17 protein-coding genes are annotated in these 17,451 nt (G+C 75.2%); 4 read left to right on the top strand and 13 right to left on the bottom strand.

Going from position 1 to position 17,451, the window contains the following annotated elements; all coding sequences use genetic code 11:
* Positions 1–19: 19 nt before the first annotated feature.
* The 11 genes from ACZ60Q_RS12150 to ACZ60Q_RS12100 all read right to left on the bottom strand — a co-directional run bounded on the left by ACZ60Q_RS12150 (position 20) and on the right by ACZ60Q_RS12100 (position 13,593).
* Positions 20–1,840 (bottom strand): ABC transporter ATP-binding protein, encoded by a 1,821-nt coding sequence (locus tag ACZ60Q_RS12150; protein WP_469632092.1) that lies wholly within the window; start codon positions 1,838–1,840, stop codon positions 20–22.
* Positions 1,837–3,576, bottom strand: a complete 1,740-nt coding sequence (locus ACZ60Q_RS12145; protein WP_469632088.1) for an ABC transporter ATP-binding protein/permease — start codon at positions 3,574–3,576, stop codon at positions 1,837–1,839. The genes ACZ60Q_RS12150 and ACZ60Q_RS12145 overlap by 4 nt, the downstream gene beginning before the upstream one ends.
* Positions 3,573–5,105 (bottom strand): nitroreductase family protein, encoded by a 1,533-nt coding sequence (locus tag ACZ60Q_RS12140; protein WP_469632085.1) that lies wholly within the window; start codon positions 5,103–5,105, stop codon positions 3,573–3,575. Before ACZ60Q_RS12140 ends, ACZ60Q_RS12145 begins: the two co-directional genes overlap by 4 nt.
* Positions 5,106–5,119: 14 nt before the next feature.
* Complete coding sequence (locus ACZ60Q_RS12135; protein ID WP_469632739.1) at positions 5,120–6,487, bottom strand: YcaO-like family protein; 1,368 nt, start codon at positions 6,485–6,487, stop codon at positions 5,120–5,122.
* Positions 6,484–8,148, bottom strand: a complete 1,665-nt coding sequence (locus ACZ60Q_RS12130) for a CocE/NonD family hydrolase (RefSeq protein ID WP_469632082.1) — start codon at positions 8,146–8,148, stop codon at positions 6,484–6,486. Before ACZ60Q_RS12130 ends, ACZ60Q_RS12135 begins: the two co-directional genes overlap by 4 nt.
* Positions 8,145–9,155 carry a hypothetical protein gene (locus ACZ60Q_RS12125; RefSeq protein ID WP_469632079.1) on the bottom strand — a complete coding sequence of 337 codons (1,011 nt, stop codon included), beginning with the start codon at positions 9,153–9,155 and terminating at the stop codon, positions 8,145–8,147. The genes ACZ60Q_RS12130 and ACZ60Q_RS12125 overlap by 4 nt, the downstream gene beginning before the upstream one ends.
* Before the next feature lie 142 nt (positions 9,156–9,297).
* The gene (gene amiA / locus ACZ60Q_RS12120; RefSeq protein ID WP_469632076.1) at positions 9,298–9,432 is read right to left on the bottom strand and encodes a streptamidine family RiPP; all 135 of its coding nucleotides are present in this window, start codon (positions 9,430–9,432) and stop codon (positions 9,298–9,300) included.
* A gap of 73 nt (positions 9,433–9,505) precedes the next feature.
* A complete protein-coding gene (locus ACZ60Q_RS12115) occupies positions 9,506–10,411 on the bottom strand; it encodes an ABC transporter ATP-binding protein (RefSeq protein ID WP_469632073.1) in 906 nt (301 codons plus the stop codon).
* Between the two features lie 82 nt (positions 10,412–10,493).
* Positions 10,494–11,552, bottom strand: a complete 1,059-nt coding sequence (locus tag ACZ60Q_RS12110) for a FecCD family ABC transporter permease (RefSeq protein ID WP_469632071.1) — start codon at positions 11,550–11,552, stop codon at positions 10,494–10,496.
* Positions 11,549–12,610, bottom strand: coding sequence for a FecCD family ABC transporter permease (locus tag ACZ60Q_RS12105; protein ID WP_469632069.1), 1,062 nt, complete (start codon positions 12,608–12,610; stop codon positions 11,549–11,551). Before ACZ60Q_RS12105 ends, ACZ60Q_RS12110 begins: the two co-directional genes overlap by 4 nt.
* Positions 12,607–13,593, bottom strand: coding sequence for an ABC transporter substrate-binding protein (locus ACZ60Q_RS12100; protein WP_469632067.1), 987 nt, complete (start codon positions 13,591–13,593; stop codon positions 12,607–12,609). The genes ACZ60Q_RS12105 and ACZ60Q_RS12100 overlap by 4 nt, the downstream gene beginning before the upstream one ends.
* A 201-nt stretch (positions 13,594–13,794) precedes the next feature.
* On the opposite strand from ACZ60Q_RS12100, the gene ACZ60Q_RS12095 reads away from it, so the two are divergent.
* A complete protein-coding gene (locus ACZ60Q_RS12095; RefSeq protein WP_469632065.1) occupies positions 13,795–15,072 on the top strand; it encodes a hypothetical protein in 1,278 nt (425 codons plus the stop codon).
* A 68-nt stretch (positions 15,073–15,140) separates the two neighbouring features.
* Here ACZ60Q_RS12095 and rpsN read toward each other — a convergent pair whose 3' ends face one another.
* Both rpsN and rpmB read right to left on the bottom strand, forming a co-directional pair.
* The gene (gene rpsN / locus ACZ60Q_RS12090; RefSeq protein ID WP_469632063.1) at positions 15,141–15,446 is read right to left on the bottom strand and encodes a 30S ribosomal protein S14; all 306 of its coding nucleotides are present in this window, start codon (positions 15,444–15,446) and stop codon (positions 15,141–15,143) included.
* Complete coding sequence (rpmB, locus tag ACZ60Q_RS12085) at positions 15,446–15,682, bottom strand: 50S ribosomal protein L28 (protein WP_469632061.1); 237 nt, start codon at positions 15,680–15,682, stop codon at positions 15,446–15,448. Before rpmB ends, rpsN begins: the two co-directional genes overlap by 1 nt.
* Positions 15,683–15,753: 71 nt before the next feature.
* Between rpmB and rpmG the strand changes: the two genes are divergently transcribed.
* From rpmG to ACZ60Q_RS12070, 3 genes are all read left to right on the top strand, one after another.
* Positions 15,754–15,918 (top strand): 50S ribosomal protein L33, encoded by a 165-nt coding sequence (rpmG, locus tag ACZ60Q_RS12080; protein WP_344629941.1) that lies wholly within the window; start codon positions 15,754–15,756, stop codon positions 15,916–15,918.
* Between the two features lie 91 nt (positions 15,919–16,009).
* A complete protein-coding gene (locus ACZ60Q_RS12075) occupies positions 16,010–16,264 on the top strand; it encodes a type B 50S ribosomal protein L31 (protein ID WP_469632056.1) in 255 nt (84 codons plus the stop codon).
* Positions 16,261–17,415 (top strand): CobW family GTP-binding protein, encoded by a 1,155-nt coding sequence (locus tag ACZ60Q_RS12070; RefSeq protein ID WP_469632055.1) that lies wholly within the window; start codon positions 16,261–16,263, stop codon positions 17,413–17,415. Before ACZ60Q_RS12075 ends, ACZ60Q_RS12070 begins: the two co-directional genes overlap by 4 nt.
* Positions 17,416–17,451 lie beyond the last annotated feature (36 nt).

The raw sequence follows: 17,451 nt of genomic DNA, 5'->3' as shown, positions 1-17,451 counted from the left end.
TGAGGCCTCTCCTCTCGGGCTAAGGCCTCTCCTCGTGGGCGAAGAGGCGGGTCAGCGGCCCGTCCGCCCGGATCAGCTCGTCCCAGGTGCCCTCCTCGACGATGCGCCCACCGTCCAGGACCGCGATCCGGTCGGCCCTGCGGACCGTGGCCGGGCGATGGGCGATCACCAGGGTCGTCCGGGTGGCGGAGTCGGCCGCGAGCGCCCGGGACAGTTCCGCGTCGCCCCGGTGGTCCAGATGGGCCGTCGTCTCGTCCAGGACGAGCACGCGCGGGCGGCTCAGCAGCCCCCGGGCCAGGGCCACCCGGGCGCGCTGGCCGCCGGACAGGGTCGCGCCGCGCTCGCCGACGGCGGTGTCCAGACCGTCGGGCAGGGCGGCGGCGATGGGGGCGATGCCGCAGATCCCGGTCACCGCTTCCAGTTCGTCCGCCGTGGCGTCCGGCGCGCCGAGGCGGAGGTTCTCGGCGAGGGTGCCGTGGAAGAGCGGGGCCTCCTGCCCCACCACGGAGACCGCGGCACGCAGATCGTCCTCTGTGAGGTCCCGCAGGTCCACCGGGTGGGCCGGGACGGGGGGCAGGAGCTCCACGGCGCCGGCCTCGGGGTCCCAGTACCGCGCCAGGAGGTGTGCGCAGGTCGACTTGCCCGCCCCGGACGCTCCGACGAGGGCCACGGTCTCGCCCGGCAGGAGGGTCAGGTCGACGCCGTCCAGCACGGCCTCTCCCCCGTAGCCGAACCGGACTCCGCGCAGCCGCAGGCCCAGCGGGCCCGCCGGCAGGGGGCGGGGGGCGGTGGGTGCGGGGGCTCCGGCGGGGGCGTGCACGGCGGCCCGGACCCGTGCCGCGGCGGCGCGCAGCCCCCCGGCCCGGCCGAGTGCGGCCGCCGATTCGGCAACCGGGGCCAGGGCTCCCAGGGCGAGTGCCATGGCGGCCGGGGCCCACGCCCCGTCCAGACGTCCGGCGGACGCGGCGTGGGCGGCGGCCGTCACGACCGCGATGACGGCGGCGACGACCAGCAGGTCGCGGGTCGCGCCCGCACCGGTCTCCCAGGACTGTTCGGCGCGCTGGGCGCGGGCGAGCCCGCGCCCGGCGGACCGGAGCCGGGCCCGCCTGCGGTTCAGCGCCCCCGCCATCAGGAGTTCACCCAGGCCGTCAACGCTCTCCACGGTCTCGGAGGACACCTCGGCGAGCGCGCTCCGGGTCCGCGCCCCGCGTTCGGCCCGTCCGCGCGCTTCGAACAGCGGCGTCCAGATCAGAAGGAGCGCGGCGGGCAGGACGGCGAGCAGCAGCCAGGGGCCGAGGGCCGCCAGCACCACGGCCGAAACCGCGAACACCACACCGGAAGCGAGGAGTTGGGCGATGGCGTGGGCGTAGAAGAACTCCAGCGCCTCGACGTCCCCGAGCGCGGTGGCCGCGAGGTCGCCGCTGCGCCGGCCCGCGATCCGGGCGGGGGCGCTGCCGGCCAGCCCGTCGAAGACCCGGACGCGCAGTTCGGCGAGGACCCGGTAGGCGAGGTCGTGCGAGAGGTCCATCTCCCGCCAGGTGGCGAGGGCCCGGAGCAGAACGAGCCCGATCAGGACGGCGACGGTCCCCGGGGTCGGCGGGCGGTGCTCCGTGACGGCCGTGCCCACTGTGTACGCGGCGAGGGTCACGAGGGCGACCAGGGCCGCCTGATCGACGAGGGCGGCCACGCAGGTGCGCAGGACGGTGCCGCGGTGCGCGCCGAGGACCGGGAGGAGTGAGCGCAGGGCGCCGCTTCTGGCATCGTCGGGGGCGGCGGGACCGGCGCCGCGGGGACGGGCGGGATCGGTCGGGGCAAGGGCCGGGGACGGGGACGGGGTCATGCGGCGCGGTCCTCCTGTGCGGTGCGCCCGGCCGCGACGAGCGAGGCGTACACGCCGCCGCCCGCGAGCAGGGTGGTGTGGTCGCCCGCCGCGACGACGCGGCCCGCGTCGAGGACGACGATGTGGTCGGCGTGGCGTACGGCGTCGAGTCGGTGGGCGACGACGACGCAGGTGCGTCCGCGGCCGGCCGCCGACAGCTCCCGCACGATACGGGCCTGGCCGCGTTCGTCGACCGCACTGGTGGCCTCGTCCAGGATCAGGACGGGGGCGTCGGCCAGCAACGCCCGCGCGAGGGCCAGCCGTTGGCGCTGTCCGCCGGAGAGCGTCGCGCCGCGTTCGCCGACGAGAGTGGCGTAACCGTCCGGCAGCCGGGCGATCTCCTGGTCGATCCCGGCGGTACGGGCGGCGGCTCGCAGTTGTTCGTCGGTGGCGGCCGGGCGGGCGATCCGCAGGTTCTCCGCGATCGTGGCGTGGAAGAGGTAGGTGTCCTGCGAGACCACGGCGATGCCTCGGCGCAGTGAGGCGAGGGTGTACGCGGCGGTGGCCGTCCCGGCGACGGTGAGGCAGCCGCTGTCCGGGTCCCGTTGCCTCAGCAACAGGCTCAGCAGGGTCGACTTCCCGGCCCCGGACGGACCGACGACGGCTGTGGTGTGCCCGGGGGCGGCGGTGAAGGTGACGCCGTCGAGGGCGGGCCGCCCGCTCCCGGGGTGGGTGAAGCGCACGTCCTCGAACCGGATCTCGGGTGGGCTCTCCCAGGCGGCGGCCACGGAGCCCGCGTCGGGCACGGCGGCTTCGGCGGTGCGCAGGCCGGCGATTCCGTCGGCCGCGGACACTCCGAGGTAGCCCGCGTGCCACTCGCGGGAGAGGTCGCGAACAGGGCGGAAGCACTCGGAGGCGAGGAGGAGCAGGAGGTAGGTGCCGGTGGCGGCGGTACGTCCGGTGGCCGCCGACGTGCACGCCACGAGAACGGCGGCGGCCGTGCCGCCCTGGACGGCCAGGTCGGTGAGGCCGGTGTCGACGAGCGAGACCCGGAGCTTGGCGACGGTGGTCCGGTGCAGGGCGGCCGACCGCCGCTCCAGCCGTTCCCGTACGCGGCCCACCGCGCCGGTGGCGCGCAGGGTCGACATGCCCTGAAGTGCCTCCAGGTAGTCGGCGGCGAGGGCTTCGTAGGAGTCCCAGTGTTCCTTGCCCCGTCGTGCGAGCAGCCGGTCCCACCCACGCGGCCCGAAGAGCGCGAGCAGCAGGGCGGGGCCGAGGGCGAGGGCCGCGTACGGCTCGACGAGGGCGACGGCGACGAGCAGCAGCGGAGGTACCGCGCAGGTGATGAGCGCTTGGGGCAGATAGCGCGAGACGTACGCGTCGACGCCCTCGACGCCGTCCACCAGCGTGGCGCGCACCGCTCCGGCGCGCGCACCGGTGATCGCGGTGGGGCCGAGCGCGCCGAGCCGCTCCAGCAGGGTGTCGCGAAGCCCGACCCGTACGGCGGCTCCCGCCGTGACGGCGGTCAGGCGCTGGGCACGGCCGAGTGCGGCACGGACCAGGACGACGGCGATCACGGCCGTGAGCAGCGGAGCGAGGGCGGCCGTCTCCCCCCGGGCGATTCGGGCGAGCACGAGGGCGAGGAGGACCGCCTGGGCGAGGTGGGTGGCGGTGACCGCCGCGAGCAGTGCGGTGGCGAGACCGAGCGGGCGGCGCGCGGTGTTCGCGGCGCGCAGGAGTTCGGGGTGGAGCATCATGGGCGTTCTTCCTCGCCGGGCGGAGCCGCCGGGGCGGCGGGTGTCGGCGTCGCTGTGTCGGGTGCCGTCGGGGCAGGCGGCGCTTCGGGCGTTGGGGGACGTAGGACGAAGCCCGGAGCGGCGGGGCCTGGCGGTGGCGGCGCCCCCACCGCCAGGCCGTGCACGATCCAGTCGCGTCCGGGAGGCTCGCCGAGGGCCGCGCCCAGGTCCGCCCGCTGCCAGGAGCCGATGGGCCGGGAGCGCAGGCCCAGTGCGGTGGCATGGGCCTGGACCGCTCCGGCCGCGTACCCGGCGGCGAGGTGGCTGGTGCGGACAGCGGCCGGCGGTGCGCCCCCGGGGCAGCCGTGAGCGAGGAGCACCGCGCCCGCGCAGCCGATCCACCGCTGGCCGGCGGCCCAGCGGCCGAGGGTGGGACGCGCGTCCCCGGAGGCTCGGACGTCCAGGCCCCTGCCGCCGGGAGACTTCTCGTACAGGGCCGGGTCGCCACCGCCGACCGCCGCGGTCCAGGCGGGCCCGTCCGGCAGTGCTGTCCGGGCGGTGGTCAGGAGCCGGGCGAGCAGGTCCTTGCCGGGCGGGTGCCTCAGGTCGTCGGGCGGGGCGCTCCGGCGCGCTTCCAGGGCCTCGTCGGTCACCGGTCCCGGGCGGGCTGCCGGGCACCACGTGCCGCCCGGGAGACCGGGGGACGCCGCGATGTGATGCAACAGTCGCCGTGTCGCGGCGAGTTCGTCGAGCGGGGCAGTCTCCGCGCCGGGCTGCGGAGACGGGGTACGGGCACCGGGCGGACCGGCCCAGGCGACCAGCATCCCGGGGGCGGCCGCGGTCCCACCCGCAGGCGTCAACCCGACTGCCACGAGCGGCAGTTCAGGTTCGGTACCGGGCCAGGCACCCGACCGGTCCGGAGCGGCGGGCAGTCCGGCGGCGGCGGAGAGCAGGGCGGCGTCCGCGTCGAGGCAGACCAGCACCTCGGCGGCCGGGGTTCCGGCCAGCGCCAGGGCCGCGGCGGCGTGGCCCGTGTCCAGCAGCAGCAGCGGCCAGGCCCGGTGGCCGTAGTGCGCGACGGTGCGGGACGCGGCCACGGTGAGGACCACGAGGGCTCCGGGGAATACGCCGTCGGGGGCCGGGCCGCGCGGGTGGGCGCGGTGGGTGAGCGGGTCGTAGGCGTAGCGTCCGGGCGGCAGTGAACACCCCGGCCCGATCAACAGGTGTGCGCGCACCGGGTGCAGGGCTCCCGCCGATGGGACGGGCCGCAGCCGGGCGGGGGTGCCGGTGGGAGCGGCCAGCGAGAGCCGCAGGACGCGGTCCAGGTCGATCGCGGACCGGCCCCCGGCTCCTCGACCCGCCCCGGAGGGGACCTCGCCCCCGGCCAACGGCAGCCCGGTCCCGCTCCAGGGCGACGGGCGCTCGGGAACGTACCGGGCGAGCCCCGGCGCGCGCGAGGAACGGACGTCTGCGAGGGCCCGGCGCAGGAGGCCGGACGCGGGGTGCGTCCCGGGATCGGGGGCGGCGGACCGGGCCGAGGTGTCGGGCATGGCGGCACGCTCCTTCACATGTGCGGGGGCGGGGCGAGGGTGAAGTCCCCCGGGGCGGTGGGCGGTCGGGTTCGCCAGCCCCGGGCGAGCGCCGCCTGGGCGAAGCGCGGGCAGCCCAAGTAGGCGAAGGCGGCGGGGGCGTTGGGGATCAGTCCGGAGACCAGTACGCGGGCGACGCGCAGTGTCGTCTCGGCGACGTCCTCCGTGGTGAGGTCAGCCGTGATCACCCGGTGTTCCCCGGCGGCGAGCGCCGCGTCGAGCGCGGTGCGGCTTCCGGGGGCGATCGTGGTGACCGGGACCGTACCGAGCGCGGGTTCGGTGAAGCGGCGGGCGAGCGGGGACATCCGGTCGTCCAGCCAGACCTGGACATGAGCCCCGAGGTCCCGGACGGCGGCGAACCCGGGCCCGCAGTCGTCGAGATAGCGTCGGTCGGCACGGTGGTCGAGGTAGAGGCCACGGGCGAGCATCCCGGCTTCGACCGCCCGGTGGACCCAGCCGTCGGAGTCCACCGCGCCCTGGGTGAACACCCAGGTGTGCACGGCCTCCAGGACGGCCTTGCGGGCCGCCTCCGCCGGGTCGTACCGGCAGGCGAACCCGGCCGCGTGGATGCCGCGCCCGGCATCGTGCACGAGGGCCGCCGCACAGGGGGCGAACTCGGAGGGCATCTCCACGATGTGTACGTCCAGCCCGCAGCCTGCCAGATCCTCGGTGAGCCCGGGGACACTCGCCGCCTCGATGCCCCGGGTGGGCCCGTCCAGGTGCCACCACAGCTCCAGGGCGTCGCGCTCGACGACTTCGAGGAGCCCACGCTCGACGGCGTCGTCGAGCCCCTGCCCGGTGGCGATACCCGCGTAGTTGAGGTGGTGGGTGCGGGACAGCGAACGCAGTTCACCCTGTCGCCAGTTGAGATGGGTCAGCGCGACGGGGGCCCAGCAGGGCCGCCCGTTCTCGGTGGCGCGGGTCCACAGCGCCGGGGTTTCGGGGGTGAGTTCGGCGTAGGGGAATCCCGGGCGGGCGAACTGCCAGGGGGCGTAAGTCGGTAGAGCGCCGGGGCCGTAGACGCGGTGGCCCTCGGCGGCCAGTTCGGCGGCGGTGGCCCGGCGGGGCTCCTGGGGGTGGCCGGGCGGTGGGAGGCGGTTGCCGCAGTAGCGTTCGACGGCCTCGGCCACCGCGGCGATCCAGGCGCCCCGGGGGTCGCCGAACGTGGTGCCGAGCGAGACGCGGTCGGCGGGCCAGGCGCCGAGGCGGCGGGCGTCGGCGACATCGGCGGTCATCGCGGTGTAGCGGGGCGGCGCACCGGTGGGGTGCTCGACCGGTGCGACGTCGCGGATGATCCCGCTGACGGGATCGACGAGGGCTTCGATGGGCAGGGCGCTGGTCAACGGCATATCTCCGATGCGGGCTCGACGTAGTGGTGTCGGGCGACGACGGGCAGGTGGAGGGTGCTGCCCCGGGGGTTCACGGTGCGGCGGGACGGGGCGAGCCGGGTGGCGGTGACCGGGTCCTCCCCGGTGTGCGGGTTACGGACGTGGGCGGGGAAGTGGTGTCCGGCGATCTCCGCGCGCAACCGGGTCCCGGCGGGCAGCCGACGGCCCAGCGTGCCGAGCGGCACGGTGATGTCCGCGGCCTCGCCGGGTGGGCCGGTGCGCCGGACGATGCCGAAGGCGAGCGGTTCGGCTCGGCCGGACGGGTCGAGCGCGGTCAGCCGTACGACCCAGTCGGCGCTGCGGGTGTCGGCCGTGACGTTGATCCGGGCGACGGCGGCGCCCGCCAGGTCGAGCGGGCGGGGCAGCGGTGGCGAGAGGAGCAGACAGCGGTCGGCACGGTCGCCGCCGGCCGGGACGGCGAGGTCGTCGGAGCGCACGGGGTGGTCCGGGTCGGCGCTGAACTCGGCTCCGTGGAGCAGCCGCAGACCGGTGGGTGAGCCGAAGGGCCAGCGGCACTCCGCCTCCGGCCGGTCCGCCCCCGCTGACCCCACCAGTCCATCCGGCCCATCCGCCCCCTCCGGCGTGGTGGCGTCCGGTGTGCGGGCGGGGCGGGGGGTGCTTGGCACCCGTGTGCTGTGCCAGCGACCGCTTGCGCCGAGGGCGATGACGCCGTGCCGCGTCGGCTCCAGCCGCCCGGCGAGCGCCGCGCGGGCCCACCGTACATACAGCGCACCGAGGTTGACGCGGGCGCGGGCCGGTGCGTCCGGGTCAGCGGTGAGGCGGTGGCCCCAGGGCCCGAGCAGCAGGCGGGACGGTCCGCCCCAGCCGTGCCACAGGGCCACAGTGTCCTCGGCGAAGGGGTCACGGGTGCCGCCGACGGCGAGCAGCGGAAGGCGGGCGGTGGAGCCCAGCGCGACGAGCCGGCCCCGTCCACGGCCGGCCCAGAGCCGGGACCAGGACGGCAGTTCGCGCCCCAGGCTCTCGGCCAGCCGCTCGGCGAGGCGGGCGACCGGAAGGTGTTCGAGCAGCCGAGGGTCGTCCGCCAGGGCGCGGGCCAACGCGTCCGGGTCGGAGTCGCGACGGTCGCCGTGGGCCGCCCACCAGCCGGCCCGGGCCCACAGCCGCTCCGGGCCCCCGGGCTCCCGCGCCGTCTCGGCGAGCCCGAGCGCGGGGACAGCGGCGATGACGGCGTCGGGGACTCCGTCACGGTGGAAGTCGCCGGGGTAGGCGTCGGGCCCCGGATCGCAGCCGGCGCCAGGGGCGGCGAGTGCGGTCACGAGGGCGCAGTGCGCGGCGTAGGAGGTGCCGACGGCGACTACCTCCCCGTTGCTCCACTCCTGCGCCCGCATCCAGGCGACGGTGGCCGCACCGTCCGTCTTCTCGTGGCCCCGATAGGGCTGCCACTCCCCCGGTGAGCCGTGGCGGCCGCGAACATCCTGGGCTAGGGCGGCGAATCCGTGCGCCGCCCAGCCGCGCAGCTCGGCACGGTGGGCATCGCGCCCGTAGGGGGTTCTGATCAGGACGGCGGGAACGGGGCGGATCCCGTCCGGGAGGCATACGTCGGTGGCGAGCGCGGTGCCGTCCGGCGTGGGGACGTACACGGTAGGGGTGTTCACGGGCGCGCCTTGACCGAACCGGCTCCGGCGCGCGCCCGCTCCGGCGTCGGAACAGGGAGGGGCGCGACGTCCGGGACGGGGAGCACGGGGTGCTCGGTGAAGGTGAGATCGCGCAGATCGATCCGGCGCAGCCGACGGCGCACCGGGAGAACGGTCGCCCGGCTCGCCCCGGCCCCGGCTTCGGCCCCGGCCCCGGCTTCGGCCCCGGCCCCGGCTTCGGCCCCGGCTTCGGCCCCGGCTTCGGCCCCGGCTTCGGCTTCGGCTTCGGCTTCGGCCCAGGCGATCAGATCGGCGGTGAGAAGCGCGGCGATCAGGGCGGCGGAGGCTTCGGTGGGGTGCGGTCCGGTGTCGGGGGTCCGGTGTCCGGCCCAGTACGCGGCGAGTTCGCGATGGGCGGGGGTGGCCGCGAGCCTGCGGAGCCGGATGTGACGGGAGGTGACGTCGCCCGGAGCCGCGGCAAGGGGTTCGGTCCAGCTGTGGGCTCCCTCTCGGTGGCAGCGCAGCCAGGCGATGCGCCGCCCGGGCAGCCGGTCCGCCGCGTCCCAGAGCCCTTCGGGCACGGGCGAGTCGAGGCACCACACCACGGCGACGCGCCCTTCGGTGCGGTGGTCCGGGGCCACCCTGGCGAGCTCCGCCACGCCGTCCGGGGCGATCCGGTGAACCTCGGCCCCTTCCGCTCCGGCGCAGCGCGCCAGCGGCTCGGTGAGCACGGGGTCGCCGAGGACGTGGACGGTACGGCCGGTGAGCGGGGCCCGGGGCGGAGCGGACACCGCGTGCCCATCCTCTTCGAACGCCACGACGAGACGGGCGAGTTCGGCCGCGTGCGCGCCCTCACCCGGTGCGTCCACGCCCGGTGCCTCCACCCCCGCCAGCCGGCGCACCAGGTCTTCGCCGGAGACGCCGCCGGTGTCGATGCGCAGGAACTCCCCTCCGGAGGTCCGGAGCACGGGGGCGTCACCGGGGACGGTGACGATCCCGGTGCCGGGAGCGAGTCGACTGCGGGTCACGGAATCCTCCGGAGCGGGAAGCGGGGGCGGGAGCAGAGGTGCGGAAAGCTCAGGGGCTCAACGGGGCGGGCCCGCCCGGGTCGTCACCGGGCGGGCCCGCCCCGCGCCACGCGGGGAACCTGCCGTCAGCGGCAGGCGTCGCCTACTTCTCGGCTGCGGTGTCGGCCTCGACGGCGTCGTCGAAGGGGTTCTCGACGAGGGCGTTCGAGTGGGTGGCGGAGAGGTGGGCGAGCTGACCCTGGTCGGCGATCGGGCTGAACACCACGTTGTTCTCCATGAGTTGGTTTCTCCATTCGGTGGATCGGATGGGTGTTTCGGTCGCGGCGTTGGTGCGTTCCGCAACACAGACACTAATGAATATGATTTTCATTCCGCAATAGCTGGAGCGAATCGAGAGGGTGATCTGGGTAACAGACGGGCCAGCCTCCCTCGCTGTCGGTCCCCACCCGGCCGTCCACACCGAGGACTTCGGCCAGCAGACGCCGGGTGACCACCTCGGCCGGAGGCCCGTCGGCGACGACGCGTCCCTCGCGCAGCGCGACGATCCGATCGGCGAACCGCGCGGCGTGATTGAGGTCGTGCAGCACCATCACCACCGTCAGCCGACGTTCCGCGCGCAGCCGTACGACCGTCTGGAGTACGTCCAGTTGGTGCCGCAGATCGAGATAGGTGGTCGGCTCGTCGAGGAAGAGCACGCGGGCGTCCTGGGCCAGCGCCATGGCCAGCCGGACCCGCTGGCGCTCACCTCCGGACAGCGCGTCCACGGCCCGGTCGGCCCAGCCGGTGACGCCGACGTCCGCGAGCGCCCGGGACGTCACCTCGTCGAGGCCTTCCCGCAGCATCCCGAGCGGCCCCCGGGCGGCGTAGCGCCCCTGGCGGACGAGTTGACGCACGGTCAGTCCCGGTACCGCGGGCGCCGACTGATGGAGCAGGGCCACCCGCCGGGCGGCCGTGCGGCGGGGCAGCCGCGCCACGTCGTCGCCTTCGAGCAGGATGCGCCCGCCGCTCGGGGTGAGCAGTCCGGCGGCGAGCTTGAGGAAGGTGCTCTTGCCGCAGCCGTTCAGCCCGATCAGGGCGACCAGTTCGCCGGCGTGGACGCTCAGGTCCACCCCGCGCAGGACCGTGCGTCCGGGGTAGCCGAAGGTCAGCCCCTGCGCCCTGACGACCTCCGGGCCCAGTACCACGCCCGGTTCCACTTCCGAACCGGCCGCCTCCACCGGGCTCGAATCCACTTGTCCGGTCAGGCCTTCCGACATGCCACCCTCCTCATCCGCTGTCCTCCACTTCCGTCGGCGACGACGCCGACATCGACGTGTCCCGTCCGCGTACCGCTCGCCGTCATCGCTCGTCCGCCCGTCGCCGCGCCACGACCATCAGCAGCCCGGCCCCCACGAAGGTGGTCAGGGCGCCGACCGGAAGGGTCAGCCGGTCCGCTTCCAGCGCGGCGGCCAGCAGCCGGGACAGCAGTTGGGCGGCGGCATCGGCCCCGCATACGACCGCCGCGCCCAGCAGCGCGGCACCCGGAAGGGTGATGCGCAGGTCGGCCCCGAAGACGGCCAGCGCCAGATGGGGCACCAGCAGCCCCACGAATCCGAGCGCCCCCACGGCCGACACGGCACCGGCCGTCAGCGCCACGGCGCAGACGAGCGCGGCACCCCGGCCCCGGCCGGTGGCCAGGCCCGCGGCAGCGGCCTGTTCGTCGCCGCAGCGCAACAGGGTCAGCGGCCCGGCGAGCAGCCAGGCCGCCGCACCCCAGAAGACGGCCCACGGCCAGAGCAGATTCCAGTGCTGCCACACCCGGCCCTCGGTGGAACCGATCAACCACTGCACGACGCTGCCGAGTTCACCGGGCGCCACCAGGAGAACGACCGCGGTGAGCCCGGCCAGCACCGCCGACACGAGGACGCCGTACACGGCTGTCTGTTCCGGGTCGCCCCGGTCCCGCCCGGCGAGCAGCCACAGCAGCCCCGCCCCGGCGAAGCCGCCGAGGCAGGCCGCCACGACCACGGCTGTTGGAGATTCCCAGCCCGCGAGGCCGAGGCCGGTCGCGGTGACCGCGCCGAGCACCGCGCCGGGAGTGACGCCGGTGACCTCGGGCCCGGCCAACGGGTTGTGCAGGGCCGACTGGAGCACGAGTCCGGCCACGCCGAGGCAGGCCCCGGCGACCAGCGCCACCAGCAGCCGGGGCAGCCGCAGTTGGAGCACGATGTGCTCGGCGGTGGGGTCGCTACCGGCGCCGAGCAGCACGGCCCGTACGCCTTCGGGGCTGACGCCACGGCCGGCGAACAGATCGGCACAGGCCACCGCGGTGACGAGCAGCGCCAGGCCGCCCATCCGGACGCCCGGTGCGCGCGGGGCCCGACGGGACGGTCCGGGCACGGTGTCGGTGAGCGTCATCGTTCCGCCTTCCGCAGGCCGGGAGCGGGGAGGTCCGGCACAGTCCCCGGTACGGGCGGGGCCACCGGCCCCCGGTCCCGGGCGGGCCGACTCCCCCGCTTCAGCAGTACGACCCCGACCGGCACCCCGACCAGGGCGGTCCAGGCACCGACGGGCGTCTCGACCGGGGCGAGCAACAGCCGGGCCGGCTGATCGGCGCACAGCACGACGATCGCGCCGCACGCGGCGGACCGGACGAGCCACCCGGCCGCGCCGCCGTCCGGGCGCAGTCGGCGGGCGAGGTGGGGGGCGAGGAAGCCGACCCAGGCCACCGGACCGCAGACCGCGACGACGGGGGCGATGAGAACGACCGCTATGCCCAGCGCGGCGACCCGCGCGCGTTCGACGCGGACGCCCAGCGCACGGGCGTCGTCGTCGCCGAGACGCAGCACACCGAGCACCGGCACGCACAGCACCAACGCCGGGACGGCCACGGCGAGCCAGGGCAGCAGACCGGTGACGTCGTCCCAGGTGCGGGCGGACAGGCTGCCCAGCAGATAGCGGTAGATGAGCTGGAGGTCGAGCTGGTCGGCCATCACCATGAGTACCAGCAGAGCCGCCTGGAGCGCGGCGGCGACCGCGGCACCGGTCAGCAGGACGGCCGAGGGGCTCCGCCCGAATCCGGCGGCGACCAGGGTGAGCAGACCGCCGAGCGCCGCCCCGGCCAGGGCGAGGAACGGCTGTAGTCCCAGGGGCACGGCCAAGGCCAGAACCAGCGGTGCGGCGACGCCCAGGGCGGCCCCGGAGGAGACCCCCAGCATCTCGGGTACGGCCAGCGGGTTACGCAGGGCCTCCTGGAGGACGAGGCCCGCCGCGCCCAGGCAGGCCCCGGAGATCAGCGCCAGCACCAGGCGAGGCAGCCGCAGTTCGGTGACGACGAGCCCCGCGAGCCCGTCGGCCCCCAGGGTGGCCGGGAGCCTGGTGGGCGGGACGTACGGCGTGCCGAGGCTGAGCGCGCAGACCGCGCTCACCAGGGCCGCCGCGCCCAGGCAGAGCGGCGCCACGGGCGGACGCCTCACCGCAGTGCGGCCGTCGCCTCGTCGAGGACGACGCCCAGGGAGCGGGTGCCGCGCCCCTTGGCCCACACCTCGGAGTCGACCTCGATGACCTTGCCGTTCTTCACGGCCGGGATCCGTGACCAGAGCGGGTTCTTCGCCAGTTTGTCGGAGAGCTTGCCGTCCGGCGCGCCGAACGACAGGGTCTCCACGAACAGGACGTCGACGTCCTGGGCGAGGATCTCCTCCAGGCTGTAGCTGCCGTCGACGCCCCGGCTCTTCCAGGGGTAGTGGGAGATCTTCGGGAACAGTCCGGCCGCCACATCGGTCTCCGGGGTGGCCACGCCGAAGTTCTCGTCGCCGCCGTAGACGATCAGCGCGGTCCTGTCGCTCCTGCTCTTCTCCGCCTGCGCCAGGCGGCCGCGGAAGGCCCTCTCCGCCTTCTCGCCCTGCTCGGTGCGGCCGGTGAGGGCGGCCAGGTCCCGCAGGTAGCCGACGCTGTCCTGCCAGGATCCGGGCTGGACCGGCCAGAACGTCGTGGCGCCCTTCAGCGCGGGGGCCAGCCTGCCGTGCGTGTCCTCCAGACCGATCACCAGATCGGGCCGGTGGGACAGGATCGCCTCGACCTCGGGACTGAGGAAGCCGCCGGGAACGACGGGTATGCCCGCCGCCTTCTCCTCGCCCAGGAACTTCGGGTGCGCCAGCAGTTGGGAGTTGGTGGCGGTCGGGGTCATACCCAGTTCGACGAGGATGTCGTCGCAGAGGGCGACCAGGCAGACGATCTTCTTCGGCGGCTTCGGCAGGGAGACGGCGACGCCCTTGGCGTCGGTGATCCGGGTGGCTGCCTCGATGGGCCGCACGTCCGGGCTCGTGCGGGCGCCGGATCCGTTCTCCGGAGCGACGGCGCGTCCCGCGGTGTCGGCCTCCCCGGTTCCGCAGCCGGCCAGCAGGCCTCCCAGTACGGCGATCGCGGCCCAGCGGCGCACTCTCAGCGCGGTTCGTGACATAGACGGTCCCTCAACGTTCCTGTGTGGTCCCGGGGATGCGGCAGAGACGGCGGCGGAGCCCCGGGAGCGATCCCCGCCACAAGCCGAAACCTTACACATGATTATCATTTCCAATAAAGCGGCCGAGGCTCCCACCCGGCCCTCGCCGGGTCCCAACGCCCCCGCCGCCCCCTATGACCCCGCCGACCGCAGGAGTTCGCCATGCCGCAGTCCCCACCCCCCTCGCCCCACGCACCGCCGCGCCTGCTGGTCTCCGACCATGTCGCCGGCCGGATCAGCCTGTTGGACCTCCCGGACGGCACGGAGCGCGCCGCGCTGAACCACCGGCACATCGCAGAGCACGCGGGCTTCCTCGCCCTGCCCGGCGACCTCACCGCCTGCGTGGACGACCGGGCGGGCGAGCTGCTCGTCCTCGACCCCTACGGCCCCGACGCCGGCCGTCCACTGATCCGGCGGCGCATACCGGTCGCGGTCCCCGCCGAACACCTGGCGGCGGACCCGTCAGGGCGGCACCTCGCGGTGACCACCGGCCTCGGCCGCAACGAGGAGGCCTGGACAGGCCTCCTGACGGCCGTCGACCTCGACGCACCGGACGGCGCCGTCGCCGTACGCGTACGGGGGCGGACGGGCGAGCCGGGGGTCACGGTCCTCGGCGGCCCGCCCTCCCTCGTGGTGCTGCGCCACCGGGAGCCGGGCGAACTGCTGGTCCACCGGCACCGCGACCTGATGCGGTCGGCCCCCGCATGCCCTCCGGCGACCCCGGTCCGGCGGATCACCCTTCCGGACGACGACGGGCACGGCGACGCCCACGACCCGCTCACCGGCCGGGTGTTCGCCGCCGCGGGCTCGGGAGTGCATCGCGCACGACGGGAGGGGGACGACCTCACCCCCGGGACCCCCCTTCCCTGGTCCGCCGACGGGCGCTCCGGCGGGCGCGGCTACTACCTGCGGCTCGACCCCGTGCGGCGGATGCTCTGGTCCTGCGTGCGCGGCGGACCGGGTGACCCCGGGCAGTGGCCGGACTGGTCCAACGACGCCTGGTGGCACCACCTCGACACGGGCGTCACGGGCCGGCTGGACCTGGGCCCCGGACTGGTGTTCCGGCTCGCGGTGACCGCCCGCCACGTCGCGTACACCCGCGTCCACCCGGACGGCGACGAGCTCGTCCTGCTCACCGCACCCCCGGCCGCCGGGTCCCGCCCGGAGGTCGGCGCGCGCCTGCCCCTGCCCGCCATGTCCGGTGCGCCCCGGGCCGGCGGGACTCCCTGGGACGGGGTGCAGCGGCGGGCCGTCGCCGCCTCCCCCGGCGGGAGCCTGGTCGCGGTCAGCCGGGGAGGCCATGGCGAGGTCCACGTCTTCGACGCGGACCGGGCGGAGCTGCTCACGACCCTGACCGTCCCGACCCCCCTGGACGACGGCGGCCACCTCGCCCTCCTCACCCCCGGGGACGGGACACACGCCGACCCGGTCGGCCGCTGAGAGACGCGCCTGCGGGTGGTGGCGCGGCCCGACCGCCGCACCACCACCCGCAGGCGCTCGGACGGCCTTCACCAGGAGGACTTGGTCACCCCCGGAAGGAATCCCGCGTGGGCCTGCTCACGCGTCCGGACCCGGGAGAGTCCGAACCTGCGCAGATACCCCCGGGGTCGGCCGTCGACGCTGTCCCGGTTGCGGAACCGCGTGGCACTGGCGTCGCGCGGCTGACGCCGCAACTCCTTGACAGCCGCGCCCCGTTCACCCTCAGGCGTGCCGGGCCGGCGGATGATCTCCTTGAGTTCGGCCCTGCGGGCGGCGTAACGGTCCACGGTCGCCCGGCGCCGGTCGTTCCGCGCGATCTTGCTCTTCTTCGCCATCAGACCCGCCCTCCCCGCGCGCGGATCCGTGCGACCGCGGCGTCGATGCCGATGATGTCGACGGCCTTGATCGCCCGAGCGCTCAGGGTGAGGCGCACATACCGCCCCTCGCCCGGCAGCCAGTACCGCCTGCGCTGGATGTTCGGGTCGAACCGGCGGGACGTCCGGCGGTGCGAGTGGGAGATGTTGTTGCCGAATCCTGGCTTCGAGCCGGTCAGTTGACAGTGGGCGGACATGGAAAGTTACCTGCCTCTCTTTCGGCGCATCCATTAGTGAAAATGGAAACCATTGCCATATAGTAGCGCCCATGGCTCGCAACGAACTACGCCCGGTCATCAAGCTCCGCTCCACCGCGGGGACCGGCTACACCTATGTCACCCGCAAGAACCGGCGGAACGACCCCGACCGGATGGTGCTGCGCAAGTACGACCCGGTCGCCCGCCGCCATGTCGACTTCCGCGAGGAGCGCTGAGGCAGCCAAGGCCCCGCCCCTCCCCCTCCCCCGCACACGCCCCAGAACCCAGAACCCAGGCCCCAGGCCCCACCTCCAGGAGGACATCGCCATGAAGCCCGGAATCCACCCCTCCTACGGCCCCGTCGTCTTCCGCGACAAGGCCGCCGACTTCGCGTTCCTGACCCGCTCGACCCTGACCAGCGACCGCACGGTCGCATGGGAGGACGGCAACACCTACCCGGTGGTCGACGTGGAGATCTCCTCCGCGAGCCACCCCTTCTACACCGGCACCGCCCGCGTCCTGGACACCGCCGGACGCGTAGAGCGCTTCGAACGCCGCTACGGACGCGGTGGGGCCCGGTGAGCGAGCACCGCACGAAACTGCCCGTCGTCATCGTCTGCGGCCTGCACTCCGAGGCGCGCCGCGAGGTGGTGGAAGGGCTGTTGCGGGACGTCCCCCACAGCGTCGCACTGCACCACGACCTGTCCACGGCCACCTGCGGGACGGTACGCCGCTCCCTGCGGGATACCGGTGGCGAGCTGGCCTCCGGCGAAACGCCGCTGGTGAACGACTGCGCCTGCTGCGCGCTGCGTGAGGATCTCGTCCCCGAACTCGAACGCCTCGCGGGGGACGGGCGGACCCGCCTCGCCGTCCTGGAACTCTGGGACTCCGTCGAGCCGAAGTCCATGGCCGAGGTGATCGCCGCGCACACCACCGCCGCCGAGGTCACCAACGTGTTCGCGGCGGTCGACCCCACTCTCGTCCTGCCCTGCCTCTCCAACGGCGACGATCTGGCCGAGGCCGGCCTCGCGGCCGCGCCGACCGACCGGCGGACCATCGGCGACACCTGGGCCCGGCAGGTGGAGTACGCGCCCGTCCTGGCCGTGACGCCGAGCCCGGCGGCCGACGACGAGGACCGCGCCCTGATCCGGCAGCTGAACCCGACGGCCCGCCAGGCCGCTCCCGGATCGGCCGAGCTGGCCCGGCTCTCCTTCGCGGGATTCGACGTGGAGGCGGCGGACGCGGGCCAGCACCCGGCCTGCGCGCTCCTTCCGCAGGAGGCCGACGAGGCCGGGGTGGGCACGCTCGTCTGGCGGCGGCACCGGCCCTTCCACCCCGAGCGCCTGCTCGACGCGCTGGAGGACCTGAGCTGCGCGGCGACCCGCAGCCGGGGCCGGTTCTGGCTCGCGGACCGACCGGACACCCTGCTCTCCTGGGACGCCGCGGGCGGCGCGCTCTGCGTGGAGAACACCGGCCCCTGGCTCGCCTCGCTCCCGGACGCCGCCTGGTCCATGGTGGCGCCCTACCGGCGGGTGGCCGCCGCGCTGGACTGGCACCCGGAGCACGGCGACTGCTGCCAGCACCTGGTCTTCGTCTCCCCCGGCCTCGACCGCGACGGCCTGACCGGCCTGCTGGACTCCTGCCTGCTCACGGACGAGGAGTACGGCTCCGGCCGGGAGGCATGGAAGAGCCTGCCCGCCGCGTTCGACGCACTCCTCGACCCGGTCCACTGACCCCGTCCCGTACCGCCGGCGCCCCGACCCGCACCG

This window comes from Streptomyces sp. NPDC104313 (genome assembly GCF_055583985.1).
The sequence above is the reverse complement of the archived record's forward strand: the minus strand, read 5'-3'. Positions and strand labels throughout refer to the sequence as shown.